Raw genomic sequence first — 13,786 nt, 5'->3', positions numbered from 1 at the left:
TAATCCACCCTACTCAAAAAGGGGGCTTCCAACAGTTTCTAGGCATCTAACAGCTCAACAATTGATTCCCCTGAGTGAATGCATTGAATGGCATCCGCGAATAGCCCTGCCGAATCGACAACCTGCAGTTTCTCCCCAATGATCTCTTCATTCAATCGAAAAGGAGGAATGGTATCCGTAATGATCATCTTTTCCAAAGCAGGCTCTGCAAGAATTTGATTAGCCTGCCCCACGAACAGACCGTGAGTGGCTGCAGCGTAGATCTTGTTGGCTCCCCGCTCCTGGCAAGCCTTGGCCGCTCGAGCCAAGGTGGTACCGGTACTCACCAAATCATCGATAATGATAGCAACCCGATCTTTAACCTCACCAACCATAGCTTCGCCACTGACCACACCACCGCTACGTTGCTTCTCCATAAAAGCCGTGGTGACTTCTTTTCCCAGCGCCTCACTCAAGGCCTCTCGAAACTGCTCTGCCCGCTTCATTCCACCCACATCCGGTGACACCACGACCACTTTACCCTCTTCTGATAGGGCCGATAACGACGAAAAATAGTTGATGAACAGTTTTTTTGCTTCCAAATGGTCAGTCCGACAATTAAAGGCATTCTGGAAAGCAGCTAGATTATGGACATCTATGGTCACTACCCGGTCCGCCTGGACCGCTTCTAGTAAATTGGCCACATAACGGGTCGTCACCGGATCGCGGGATTTGGTTTTTCGATCCTTGCGGGCATAACATAGGTAAGGAATCACCACCGTCACCCGCTTGGCCGAAGCATCTTTCAAGGCACCAATGAAAAACAGCAAACGGCATAGTTTATCATTAACACTCTGCCGGGGATCACTATAAAGGGACTGAATGACAAAGACATCTTTTTCCCTCACACTGACCAAAGGGCGGGTCTTATGCTCGCCGTCCTCAAAATCCCTTTCTTCATGCTTGGACAAGGGCACGTCCAGCCTTTCACTCACTTTTTGGCCAAAGGCATGACTCGTACTGAGGGCGAATAGACATAAATCATTATGGCTCATTTAAAATAATTTCATCCTTTTTATCAGGCCAGACGATCCATTAATATTGCTTCAACAGGCAAAACTTAAGGGGTCGCATACCCTTTCATGACGGCCTGGCACTTTTCCTTCAGGGCCGACAGCAACTGCTCATAAGCGCGAAGATGGGCTTCTATCCTTTCTTTTTGTAATTCCTCCATCAACCTCTCAAATCCCACCCCTATCGCTTCCAAATCTTTAAAATCTCGCTCAGCCTCGCCAAGAGGGTCCTCCAAGGTCGTTCGGATCTCACCCTGGTGCTCAAAGGCATCCAACATTTCCGGACTCATGCTCACTACGGTATCTTGCCCAATTAATCCCTCTACATAGCCCAGATCGGAATAGCCAGGCAGCTCCATGCGGGGATTCGGCCAAAGCAATCGCTGCACCCGGGCGCCGCGTTGTTGTTGCTCAAGAAAAAAGTCGGATTTAATGAATTTCCGAAAACCCTGGTAGGACAACCGGGCATTGGCAAGGGCTATTTTACCCTTAAGACTAAGAGCTTCAGGAGTCCCCCTTCTTTCCAATTGCGCCCCTATCTTGCTATCCACTGCACTGATCAGGAAAGAGGCCACGGAAGCCACTTTTTCAGGGTTTGGGTTCATGGCAACGCCACGGGCATATGCTGCCGCCGCTGCCTCATAACCAGACACTGAACACAGCAAGGTCACATTGACGTTAATGCCTTCTGCAAGTAGACGCTCGATGGCGGGAAACCCTTCCTGGGTACCCGGCACCCCAATCATAAGGTTAGGACGATTGATCTCTTTCCACAGATGGCGAGCGGCTTCAAGGGTTCCTTGAGTATCGTAAGCAAACTGGGGGGAAACGTCGATACTCACATAGCCGTCTTCCCCCTGGCTGCTCTCATAAACAGGATGCAGAATATCTGCCGCTATTTGGGTATCCTGAATGAGCAGCCACTGGTAGAGCTTGGCTTCCTCAATCCCATGGTCTGCTTGCACTAAATCACGAAGGGTGTCATCGTAATGATGGGTATTGTTGATAGTGTCACCCCACCGGGTCGAATTGTGGGTAGCTCCCCTTAACCCTCCGGTAACGAGTTGCTTTAAGCTATCATTGACTAGCAAATCCCGGCCTGCATAGGCTAACCACAGCGACTGGCCATGCTCAAAAAGTACTAAGATATTAGACATCTCTCTCGCTTCCTCTTCATTGATCGTTCAACAAGGTAAGCACTGCCAATATCCCATCCCGTCAACCCGCTTGCTTAATCACTTCCCAGAATTTGCTCTCCCCTCTAAGTAACGGTGCCACCCTTTTGATAACTGGCAGTTCTACAGCGCATTTGCAAATAAGAGGACAATCTGTTCATCCCGGTATTTTTTTTGATCGCAAGCGAAGCGTATCACACGAAACTTTAATTCCTAATGGGTGACAGTCAATAAGGCTTCCACTCCAAAGAGAGTTAATTCAAAAAAAGAAAACCTATTTTAGCCAACCATAGTTCATGGTCATTCAATATTCCAATAAAGCCGGTATTACCGGATTAACGAGAGGAAATTACCCGGTTTCCAAGTTTTTTTATCATCAGCCGCATATAATCCTTATAGTCGATTTCACCTGCTAAGAGATCGAGATATTTTCTCACCATACTCTTGCTATGGGGAATCAAGCTCACAAATAACCGCTGCATCGGCTGGGGAAAAACTAAGTACCGCATCATTCTCGCTTGGAAAAACAAACTAACTATTTGCTGATACTCTAAAAGATAGTGCTGCAAGGCGGTTTCAGGCTGACCGGCATTAGCCGCTGCGGCAATGGCCTTGGCCGCTAATCGACCACTTTGCATGGCAAAAGCAATTCCTTCCCCCGTCACCGGCTCGACCAGGCCGGCGGCATCCCCCACTAAAAGGATATTGGCCCGTCCTGGCTTTCGTTTATAGCTCCCAAAGGGAAGATGATATCCCTTGCAGCGAATATCGGGGAGCGGATCATAATGTTGGCGAAGAAACGCACCGAAGGCGCTTTTTAGATTGGGATTCTTACTCAACAATCCCCCCACACCCACCGTTTGGGTTTCTTTTTTGGGAAAGATCCAACCATAACCCCACTTCACTACGCCTAGGTAAATTTCGGGATCCGCAACCACCCTGGTGGCTTGCTCAAGGGGGACTTCAATTTCTAACCCTAAGGCAAGGTTCTTTTTAGAAGCGGTGTGCAGTAAGATAGCTTCAGCGACACGGCTGCGGACCCCATCCGCACCCACGATAAAATCCGCCTTAAGCAGCTTTCCATTGTGAAGACGAACCGTCTTGCCATCGTCTGCCAACGAGATCATGGAAGTTCCTTCCATAAGATGAGCCCCTGCCTCCTTAGCTAATGTCGCCAGATGGGCATCAAAGTGAGTGCGGGAAGTGAAAAAAAAAGGCTGATGGTCATGGACCCCATTGAGGTAATGGTCCTGGTAATAAAAACTGGCCCCCCGCGCGGTCCTTTCCACAATGGCCTGCCATTTGTCCTCTGCGAATATCTGAGCAAACTCCCTTCGAGCGCGGGCGCTTAACAGGCCGCCACAGAGCTTTTCACGGGGAAAAGTCTTTTTTTCGACTAAAGCCACTTTGAGACCCAAGGCGGTAAGCGCATGGGCGGCGGCAGAGCCTCCAGGCCCAGCACCTACGACGATGACATCAAATGTCTTCACAGTCAGGATACCTATGAGAACAATATACGTTATCTATTCTAGCCAGCAGTTGTCAGCACAACCCTCAGGTTAGAATATTGCCTGGTCAGTCAACGGGACGAAAGGAGTAACATCCAATGACAGAATCAAAGCCCTCATTTTTTATTAGCCGGCTATTCCTTGCCTTTAGTACTTTCTGGAGCATCCTCCTAAACAAGGAATTCGCCGCCGCCATGCTCCGCTTTCGCCATGGCGAAATTTCCCCCTCGGCCGAGCCCGTCGAGCTTCCCCCTGAGCCGCCGGCGTTGAAAGAGGCCAGCCCAGATGCCGCCCTCCAACTCCTAGGATTGCTGCAAAGGGAAGGACGACTTATCGATTTTCTTGAAGAAGAGATGGACCACTATTCCGATGCCGAAATCGGTGCGGCTGCACGTATCGTGCATAGAGGCTGCCGCAAAGTACTCCATGAACACTTTAGCATTGCTCCAGTGCGCACTGAAACTGAGGGAACGCGGATTACCCTAAATCGAGGATTTGATGCCTCCACCATCCGGCTCACGGGCAATGTAGTGGGAGAACCTCCCTTCAATGGGCGATTGACTCATCCCGGGTGGCAAGCCCAGGATATCAAACTCCCCAAGATCGCTGCTGACCATAAGGTTGAAGTGTTGGCACCCGCAGAGGTAGAACTATGACCATGCCCCGCTACGCCATTGGTATTGACCTGGGAACCACCCATTGCGCCTTATCCTATGTGGATCTCCACGCCAGTGAGGGAGAACAGATCAACCAACAAGTGATGTTATTGCCACAAATCAGGGGACCGGGAGAAATCGAGGAGCGCACGCTACTCCCCTCTTTTCTTTATTTACCCCATCCCGATGAAATGGCACCTGGGGATTTGACCTTGCCCTGGACCGATCAACGGCACTTTGTGGTGGGAGAACTGGCTCGAGAACGAGGGGCACAAACCCCAATTCGCTTGGTTTCCAGCGCCAAAAGTTGGCTCTGCCATCCAGGGGTCGATCGCCGTGCCCCTCTTTTGCCACTGGATGCCCCGGCTGAAGTCCCCCGGGTCTCTCCCCTTGAGGCCTCAACCCGTTATCTGGAACATGTCCGGGATGCCTGGAATTTTGCTTATCCGGAATTCCCTCTCCAGCAGCAGGAGGTCACTGTGACTATTCCTGCTTCCTTCGACCCGGCAGCCCGGGAACTCACCTTAGAGGCGGCGGAAGCAGCCGGTTACCAGCAACCCACCTTACTTGAAGAACCCCAAGCCGCCCTCTATAGCTGGATTCAAAACAGTGCCGGCGGCTGGCGCAATCAAGTCCAGGTGGGAGACATCATCTTAGTGGTGGATGTGGGGGGAGGCACCGCCGACCTCTCCCTAGTGGCCGTCATCGAGCGGGAAGGATGGCTGGAGCCCCACCGCATCGCCGTGGGTGATCACATTCTGCTGGGGGGAGACAACATGGATTTGGCCCTGGCCCATCTCATCGCCAGAAAACTCGCTGCTCAGGACACTCAGCTGGATCCCTGGCAATTACGGGCACTCACCCATGGCTGCCGGATTGGCAAAGAAACTCTCCTCCACCAGGCGGATCAAGAGGCCGTTCCCATCGTGGTCCCAAGCCGGGGTTCCAATCTGATCGGGGGCTCGATCCGCACGGAATTGACCCGCTCCGAGGTGACAGAAACCCTCTTAGAAGGCTTTTTCCCCCAAGTGGAAGCCTCCCACCGCCCCGCCAGCCGAGCACGCGCCGCTCTAACTCAATTGGGGTTACCCTATGCCCAAGATGCGGCCATTACCCGTCATTTGGCCGCCTTTCTCGGCCGCCAGACCCAAGCCATCAGTGACCTGGAGGGTTTCGCCAAAGCCCTTCCGGAAGACGCCACCTTTCTTCATCCCACCGCCGTACTGTTCAATGGCGGCGTCTTCAAGTCTTCCTTGTTGGTGGAGCGCACCATGGAAACCCTCAACGCCTGGCTTGCCGCCGAAGGCGCCCCTCCGGTCCGCCTGCTAGAAGGCTCCGATCTGGATCTCGCCGTGGCTCGTGGGGCTGCTTATTACGGTTATGTCCGTCATGGCGGTGGCGTCCGTATCCGGGGAGGAACCGCTTGCGCCTACTATGTGGGGGTGGAATCCGCCATGCCCGCGGTGCCCGGTTTGGAGCCCCCCATCCAGGCCTTGTGCGTGGCTCCCTTTGGCATGGAAGAGGGCACGGAAGGGGACTTGCCGCCCCATGAATTTGGTTTAGTGGTTGGTGAACCGGTTCGGTTTCGCTTCTTCAGCTCTTCAGTACGACGCCATGACACGGTGGGAATGGTGCTTGAACAGTGGTCACCGGAGGAACTTCAAGAACTGGGGGATATCGAAGCGACGCTGCCGGCAGACGGACGCCCAGCGGGTGAAATTGTGCCCGTCCGCCTCCGCTCTGCCTATACAGAGACCGGCATTTTAAGATTGGAAGCGTTGACTCGCGAAGGTGACGAACGTTGGAAAGTAGAATTTGATGCCCGTGGTGAAAAGGACTAGGAAGGCTTAAGGTGTCCCATTATCTGGTTGGTATTGACCTAGGCACTACCCATACCGTCGTCGCCTACGGGGAAAAGAACGACCAGGGGCAGGTGCCTCTCATTCAGCTGTTTGAAATCGAGCAATTGGTGGCTTTGGGGGAGGTCGCCGCCCGGCCGGCGCTGCCGTCGGTACGTTATCACCCGGCCCCAGGAGAACTGAATGAGGCCGATATTCAGCTTCCCTGGCCTCGGGCTGATGTGGTCGACATCCCTCAAGCAGTAGTGGGAAGTTTGGCCCAGGACCTTGGCGCTCAAGTCCCAGGCCGGCTCGTGGCCAGCGCCAAAAGCTGGCTCTCCCATCATGGCGTGGACCGCACCGCGCCCATCCTGCCTTGGGGAGCGGCGCCCGAGGTGCCCAAGATCTCCCCCCTCAATGCCAGCGCCAGCTACCTGGCGCATATACGAGCGGCTTGGAATTGGCGTTTTCCCAAAGCCCCCCTGGAACAGCAGGAAGTGGTGCTCACCGTGCCGGCTTCCTTTGATGAAGCAGCCCGAACCCTCACCGTCCAGGCAGCTAACGTCGCCGGCCTCAACCACATCCGCTTGCTGGAAGAACCCCAAGCCGCTTTCTATGACTGGCTTTTTCGACACCAAGATGAGCTTGACCCCGCACTCCAGGATACCCGTTTAGCGCTAGTCTGCGACGTGGGTGGGGGGACCACGGATCTGACCTTGATCCGGGTAGCGCCGGGCCAGGCAGAACCGGAACTGACCCGGGTAGGCGTCGGCGACCATCTCATGCTGGGGGGAGATAATATGGATCTGGGGTTAGCCCACGTGGCGGAAGGACGCCTCGCGGCCTCCGGGGCTTCGCTCGGGACTGCCCGCCTGTCCCAACTGACTCAGCAATGCCGCGTCGCCAAGGAACGCTTGCTAACCCCCCAGGCCCCCGAGGCGGCGACCGTGACCCTCCTCGGGGCAGGCACCCAATTGATTGGTGGTGCCCGCTCCACCGAGCTTACTCAAAATGAAGTCAACCGCATGGTCCTCGACGGCTTTTTTCCCCGGGTGGGACCCGAGGAACGGCCCCAGCGGGTGCGCGGCGGTATTGTCGAATTTGGGTTACCTTATGTGGCCGATCCGGCCATTACTCGCCATGTGGCGGCATTTCTAGCCCAACATGCCCAAGTCTCCCGGGAAGCCCTGGGGGACCGAGCCCCTTCCGGTGAGGCCCTGCCCATCCCCGACGCCGTGCTGCTTAATGGCGGAGTATTCCGTAGCCAACTCCTGGCCGAGCGGCTGCTTGAGGTGTTAGCTCAATGGCGCCAGACGCCCCTGAAAGTGCTCCACAACGAAAATCCTGAGGTAGCGGTAGCCCGAGGTGCCGTCGCCTATGGCTTAGCCCGTGCAGGGACTGCGCCCCGGATTGGCGGCGGCTCGGCACGGAGCTATTTTTTGATGCTAGAAGAGGAAAAAGAGACCCACCGCGGCGTTTGCGTGCTCCCCCGAGGGACTGAAGAAGGGCGGGAAATCCAACTCAAAGAACGCACCTTCTCTCTGCGCCTCGGCCAACCGGTCCGCTTTCATCTGGTTTCCTCTACTGCCGATACGGCTTACCAACCGGGGGAGCTAACCACGGTCCAAATTCCCCCCTTTACCTCCCTTCCCCCTATCGCCACGGTGATCAAGCCCACCTCCCAAACCTCAGTACCGGAAATTCCGGTACAACTGGCCACCACTCTCACCGAGGTGGGAACTTTGGAAATGCACTGTGTCAGCGTTGAGAAAGAGGGAGCCCGCTGGAAATTAGAGTTCCAACTGCGCGCCGAGGCGGCGGAACCCCAACCCACCCCTGAGCCTCTCACCTCACTCCATCCTCGATTTGGCGAGGCCGCCCAACAGCTTGACCGCATTTACGGAAGCCGCTCCCAAGCCGTGTCCCCCAAGGAAACCAAACGGCTGCGCAGCGACTTGGAGAAGCGCCTAGGACCTCGTGACCACTGGGATACCGCCTTATTACGGGAATTATTCGGTCTCCTTTGGGAGCGGGCGCGGCGGCGACGGCGCTCAGCAGATCATGAACGGGTATGGTTCAACCTCACCGGCTATTGTTTGCGGCCGGGTTTCGGCTATCCTCTTGATGATTGGCGAGTCCAACAAGTATGGACTCTCTTTGAGCAAGGCATTCAATTTGTGCCCGTCACTCAAGTCTGGGCCGAATGGTGGACTCTCTGGCGGCGCATTGCCGGCGGTTTAGAGGAAGCCGCTCAAATCCATATTTTCGAGGATATCGCTTTCTATCTGCAGCCACCCGGCAAGCAGCAAGGGAAGCGACCTGCCGGGCCTAAGAAGCAGGGCTATGACGACATGGTTCGCCTCGCTGGTTCTTTAGAACGCCTTTCCGTGTCCCACAAGATAGAAGTAGGTGAATGGCTGCTAGAACGGTTACGCAAGCCTAGCGAAAATCCCCACTCCTGGTGGGCCGTGGGCCGTATTGGGGCACGGGTGCCCTTTTATGGCAGTGCCCATAACGTGGTTCCCAAGGAAGTGGTTGCACAATGGGTGGAGCAGCTCTTAGAGGTCGATTGGAAAACGGTCACCCCGGCACCTTTTGCCGCAGCCTTAATGGCTCGCAGAAGCGGGGACCGGGAAAGAGACCTGGAGCCAGAACTTCGGACCCGGATCATCGAGCGGCTCATAGGGGTAAAGGCTCCCCCCGCTTGGGCAGGAATGGTTCGAGAAGTGGTAGAATTGGATGAGGCCGACGAACGCCGAGTTTTTGGAGATTCCCTGCCGCCAGCGCTGAAACTCATCGACTAATGAAGGAGGTCACCTCCATGGGCAAAGATCGGGGAAAACCCTACATTGGCACTTCAGGGTATCAGTACGATCATTGGCAAGGAATCTTTTATCCTGAAGCGTTGCCCAAACGACGTTGGTTTGAAGAATACGCCAAACATTTCGATACGGTCGAAATCAATAATACTTTTTATCGCCTCCCCGAAGCGGAAGTTTTTGATTCCTGGCGGGAACAAGCTCTCCCCAATTTCTGCTATGCTTTAAAATTTAGCCGTTATGGCAGCCATCTCAAGCGGCTTAAAGATCCTCAAAACACCGTTCACCACTTCCTAGAGCGGGCCGATCATCTCCACTCCTTTCTCGGCCCCATCTTAGTTCAACTCCCCCCCCACTGGAATCGGAACCTCCCCCGCTTGACCGCCTTTTTAAAAGCCCTGCCAAGCCCTTACCGCTGGGCCATGGAGTTTCGGGATCCGAGTTGGTTATGCGAGGAAGTTTTTCAGCTACTGGAGAAGCACGGGGTAGCCCTTTGCATTCACGACATGCTCCCGGAACACCCGCGTCGCATCACTAGCCACTGGGTCTACCTCCGCTTTCACGGCGATCATTACCAGGGCAGCTACTCTCCCCAGTTTCTCACCGCAGAAGCCCGCCGCTTTGAAAGTTATCTTCAAAAAGGCTTTGATGTCTACGCCTATTTCAATAACGACCAACAAGGCTATGCCGTCCAGAATGCTGTTGATCTCAAGCGTTATCTACAAAATTAATCTATATAGATTCATCTATGACTATGAGAAATAAATTTGGTGATTTGAGCCTATGGCAACTCTCAATCAGCTAGAGCGGGTCACGGAGACCATTTGGGAACTTCCTCTTTCCTTTAAAGCGGGAATGCGGGTCCCGGCCCGAATCTATGGCACGGAAAAGATTATCCGCGCCATGGATGAGACCGTGTATGACCAGATCAGCAATGTGGCCTGTCTTCCGGGCATCACCCAATACGCCTTCTGTATGCCTGATGGGCATTTCGGCTATGGGTTCCCCATTGGCGGGGTGGCTGCCATGGATGTGGATAACGGCGGTGTCATCTCACCCGGAGGGATTGGCTTCGACATTAACTGTGGCATGCGCCTCATTAAAACCCATCTCAGCTATAAAGAAGTTAAACCCCACTTGAAAACCCTGGTAGACCGGCTTTTCAAGCAAATACCGGCGGGAGTGGGAAGCAGCGGTCTACTCAAGGTCTCCCGGTCTGAATTCCGCCAGGTCTGTCAACAGGGTGCCCGCTGGTGCGTACAACAAGGCCTGGGATGGGAAGAAGACCTAGAACGCACCGAAGAAGGGGGACTCATTGGCGGTGCGGATCCGGCTAAGATCAGCGAACGGGCCATTGATCGGGGACTCAACCAACTAGGGACTCTAGGCTCAGGCAATCATTATCTTGAAATCCAGGTCATCCATCCAGAAAATATTTATGATCCAGCACTCGCCCGTTTTTTTGGACTGGATCTGCCAGAACAAGTGGTAATCATGTTCCATTGTGGCAGCCGGGGTTTTGGCCATCAGGTGGCGACCGATTACCTGCAACGATTCCTCAAAGTGATGACCAGCAAATACGGCTTAGAAGTCCGGGACCGGGAACTCGCCTGCGCCCCCTTCCATTCACCGGAAGGCCAGGACTATTTTGCAGCGATGAAATGCGCCCTCAATATGTCCTTCGCCAATCGACAAGTTATTCTACATCGAGTTCGGGAGGTCTTTTCAGAGGTTTTGGGACGCTCGGCAGAAGATCTCGGCATGCACATGATTTATGACGTCGCCCATAACACAGCAAAATTAGAACCCCATCAAGTCAACGGCAAACAGCGGACCTTACTGGTCCATCGCAAAGGAGCCACCCGGGCCTTTGGCCCTGGCAGACCCGAACTTCCGGAGCTCTATCGCCAAGTGGGCCAGCCTGTCATCATTGGGGGCAGCATGGAAACCGGCTCTTATTTGCTGATTGGCACTCCGGACGGCGCCCAAACCTTTTTTAGTACCGCCCACGGCAGTGGCCGCACCATGAGCCGCCGCAAAGCACGAAAACAATGGCAGGGCGAGGCCTTGCTCAGTCAACTGGAAGAACGGGGCATTTATATTCGTAGCGTCTCCAAACGAGGGGTGGCTGAAGAAGCAGGTGGAGCTTACAAGGATATTGATGAGGTGGTGACAGCCACGGATCTCGCCGGCCTCAGCAAACCGGTAGTGCGGTTTATCCCTATTGGCAACATCAAAGGATAATCGTGCCATTCCAAACTCCCCTCATTCTCCTCACTGGACCTTTAGGTTCCGGCAAAACCACACTGCTGCAACACATGGTCCAATCTTCTGCCCTACGCCTTGCCCTCCTCATCAATGAATTTGGAGAATTCGGTATCGATGGCAAGCTAGTCAAAGGCAAGAACTTACAAATTATCGAGCTGGAGGGGGGCTGTGTATGTTGTTCGCTGATTGGAGAATTCGAGGCCGCCCTCGAAGAAATTATTGAAACTGCGGCGCCGGAGGCCATTGTGGTGGAAGCCACCGGTGTCGCTGAACCGGATGCCCTGGTCTTTGATGTCTCGGACCTGATCCCTCAAGTCCGGATGGACGGCGTCATTACTATCATGGATGCCGATGCGATGGTGGCATTTCCAGATCTGGGCCACACGATCCAAATCCAAGTCAAAGAAGCTGATTTGCTGCTGCTGAACAAGTCCGATCTGGTATCTCCCAACCAGCAGCAATCGCTCCAAACTAAGTTACGCACCCTCAATTCAAACGCCCCCATTATTCCCACCACTTATTGCCAGGTGGATCCTGAGCTGCTATTCGGGCTTGTTCATCATCAGAGAGTGCAGCCCCAAGAACATTCCCACCAGCTTGAATACCAGTCTTTCAGCTATCGTCCAATAGCCCCCCTGCAGCGAAGCTGCTTTGAGCGCCTTGTCAAGAAACTTGGGCCTGAAGTTTACCGGGCTAAAGGATTCGTGCCTTTTCCAGACGGAAACTATCTTTTTAATTATGTCAATGGACGATGGACACTGGAATCTTTGCCCGAAGAAGAAGCCGGACTTCTAGTATTTATCGGCCAAGATATCAAATCCAAGGAAGCTCAGATTATGGAGTCACTACGGGCCTGCGAAATCTCGCAAGTGGCGCCGAGACCTTTCAATCATACGGCAAGCTAAGGAAGAAGTCCCCCATCCCATGCCTTACCAATTTCTCGATGAAGTCGCAGTAGCCGATGTGGAGTTTCGGGCTTGGGGTCAAGATCTCGCCGAAGTTTTCAGCTCAGCAGCTGACGCCACCATGAACGTGATGATCGAGGACTTAAATTCCATCAAACCTAAACAACACTGCTCAATTGCTTTAGAGAACGAGGCTGCTGATATGCTGCTTTTCGACTTTTTGCAAGAGCTAATTTATTACAAAGATTCAGAACAATTACTGCTACGTGCACCCAAGGTGGCCATTCGAGAAAAACAGGGGAACTATTACTTACAAGCTGACGCAGCAGGGGAAAAGCTCAACCCTCAACGTCATGAACAAGGAGTCGACGTTAAGGCAGTCACCCTGCACCGCTTTAGCTTGGAGCAAGATGAAAACGGCTGGACAGCTAATGTAATTCTTGACATTTAGCGGCGCATTGGCATGTAGGGATATTGTGTCCACTCAACCAACGCCCAGGGGCGCTTTAGCAATATTGACTGAATGGCTATTGAAGCTGCTCAACCTTCCCTACAAACCGACAAATAATGTACCCTGTACGCACCAAAAAGAGGGCAAAACCTTTTCACTAGGGGACTAACAGTCGCCTTGGAACCCAAAACAGAGCCCCATGAAACTCCATGTTACAAAATCCAAAGAGCGGCATGCCAATAGATCCCTCTCCTCCTAACGAGGAGGACTTGGTAAAGCGCTTACTCGCCCGCGATGGGGAGGCGTTCGTATGGGCAGTCCGCACCTATCAAGGCAAAATGCTCAGTTTAGCCCGAGCCATAGTCGGAGAGCCTTTTGCTGAGGAAGTGGTCCAAGACGCTTGGCTAGCGGTCATTCGAGGATTACCCAATTTTGAAGGTCGCGCCCGCCTAGAAACATGGATTCTACGCATCCTCAGCAATACTGCAAAAACACGCCTAAAGCGTGAAATACGCCATAGACATGCCCACATCACGTGGGAAGAAAATCCACCCTTTCCAGAAAGAGAGCGTTTCGGTGCCCGTGGCCACTGGTCATCCCCTCCTTTGCCTTGGCATGAGGAAACACCCGAGGCGCTTCTCACTAGCGAGGAACTCCAACACTGCTTAACCAAGGCGGTTGCCGCCTTGCCGCCTGCGCAACGAGCTGTGCTCACTTTGCGTGATAGCGAAGGCCTCGAGATGGAAGAGATCTGTAACATTCTTGAAATCTCCGCCACTAATGGCAGAGTACTGCTTCATCGAGCGCGAGCGCGGCTGCGTACCGTCGTCGAAAATTACGAAAAGGGAAAAGGATGCTAAGCTGCCGGGAAGTGACCGAAAAAGCGAGCGATTATTTGGAAAACACACTGCCCTGGCAGCAACGCCTCGGTATACGCTTGCATCTTTTTCTTTGCCATCATTGCCGCCGTTATCTACGCCAGCTCCGTGCAGTGACTATAGCCTTTAGAGAAATGCCCAAGCCTGAAATTTCCGAGGAAGCCATCAATAAGCAGATCGACAATCTCAAGACCCATTTTTCACGTCCAGAAGATCGCGATAATTGTTAATTCACA

The 13,786-nt window shown here is 53.6% G+C and carries 12 protein-coding genes; 9 read left to right on the top strand and 3 right to left on the bottom strand.

Features of this window, described 5'->3' with window-relative positions:
* Positions 1-38: 38 nt before the first annotated feature.
* From NHAL_RS14360 to NHAL_RS14350, 3 genes are all read right to left on the bottom strand, one after another.
* Positions 39-1,034, bottom strand: a complete 996-nt coding sequence (locus NHAL_RS14360; protein WP_013033872.1) for a ribose-phosphate diphosphokinase — start codon at positions 1,032-1,034, stop codon at positions 39-41.
* A gap of 65 nt (positions 1,035-1,099) precedes the next feature.
* The gene (locus NHAL_RS14355; protein ID WP_013033871.1) at positions 1,100-2,209 is read right to left on the bottom strand and encodes a transaldolase family protein; all 1,110 of its coding nucleotides are present in this window, start codon (positions 2,207-2,209) and stop codon (positions 1,100-1,102) included.
* Positions 2,210-2,562: 353 nt separating this feature from the next.
* Positions 2,563-3,717, bottom strand: a complete 1,155-nt coding sequence (locus NHAL_RS14350) for an NAD(P)/FAD-dependent oxidoreductase (RefSeq protein ID WP_013033870.1) — start codon at positions 3,715-3,717, stop codon at positions 2,563-2,565.
* A gap of 116 nt (positions 3,718-3,833) precedes the next feature.
* Between NHAL_RS14350 and NHAL_RS14345 the strand changes: the two genes are divergently transcribed.
* The 9 genes from NHAL_RS14345 to NHAL_RS14305 all read left to right on the top strand — a co-directional run bounded on the left by NHAL_RS14345 (position 3,834) and on the right by NHAL_RS14305 (position 13,780).
* Positions 3,834-4,391, top strand: coding sequence for a DUF2760 domain-containing protein (locus tag NHAL_RS14345; protein ID WP_013033869.1), 558 nt, complete (start codon positions 3,834-3,836; stop codon positions 4,389-4,391).
* On the top strand, positions 4,388-6,232 hold the full coding sequence (locus NHAL_RS14340; RefSeq protein WP_013033868.1) for an Hsp70 family protein: 1,845 nt from the start codon (positions 4,388-4,390) through the stop codon (positions 6,230-6,232). The genes NHAL_RS14345 and NHAL_RS14340 overlap by 4 nt, the downstream gene beginning before the upstream one ends.
* A gap of 11 nt (positions 6,233-6,243) precedes the next feature.
* The gene (locus NHAL_RS14335; protein WP_013033867.1) at positions 6,244-9,033 is read left to right on the top strand and encodes an Hsp70 family protein; all 2,790 of its coding nucleotides are present in this window, start codon (positions 6,244-6,246) and stop codon (positions 9,031-9,033) included.
* A gap of 17 nt (positions 9,034-9,050) precedes the next feature.
* Positions 9,051-9,779, top strand: a complete 729-nt coding sequence (locus NHAL_RS14330; RefSeq protein ID WP_013033866.1) for a DUF72 domain-containing protein — start codon at positions 9,051-9,053, stop codon at positions 9,777-9,779.
* A gap of 52 nt (positions 9,780-9,831) precedes the next feature.
* A complete protein-coding gene (locus NHAL_RS14325; protein ID WP_013033865.1) occupies positions 9,832-11,292 on the top strand; it encodes an RtcB family protein in 1,461 nt (486 codons plus the stop codon).
* 2 nt (positions 11,293-11,294) lie between these two features.
* Positions 11,295-12,221 (top strand): CobW family GTP-binding protein, encoded by a 927-nt coding sequence (locus tag NHAL_RS14320; RefSeq protein WP_013033864.1) that lies wholly within the window; start codon positions 11,295-11,297, stop codon positions 12,219-12,221.
* Positions 12,222-12,240: 19 nt separating this feature from the next.
* A complete protein-coding gene (locus NHAL_RS14315; RefSeq protein WP_013033863.1) occupies positions 12,241-12,672 on the top strand; it encodes an archease in 432 nt (143 codons plus the stop codon).
* A 233-nt stretch (positions 12,673-12,905) separates the two neighbouring features.
* A complete protein-coding gene (locus NHAL_RS14310) occupies positions 12,906-13,532 on the top strand; it encodes an RNA polymerase sigma factor (RefSeq protein ID WP_041355799.1) in 627 nt (208 codons plus the stop codon).
* Positions 13,526-13,780, top strand: a complete 255-nt coding sequence (locus tag NHAL_RS14305; RefSeq protein WP_013033861.1) for a zf-HC2 domain-containing protein — start codon at positions 13,526-13,528, stop codon at positions 13,778-13,780. Before NHAL_RS14310 ends, NHAL_RS14305 begins: the two co-directional genes overlap by 7 nt.
* Positions 13,781-13,786 lie beyond the last annotated feature (6 nt).

The organism is Nitrosococcus halophilus Nc 4 (genome assembly GCF_000024725.1).
Taxonomy (GTDB): Bacteria; Pseudomonadota; Gammaproteobacteria; order Nitrosococcales; family Nitrosococcaceae; genus Nitrosococcus; species Nitrosococcus halophilus.
This window is presented reverse-complemented; position numbering and strand designations above follow the sequence as displayed.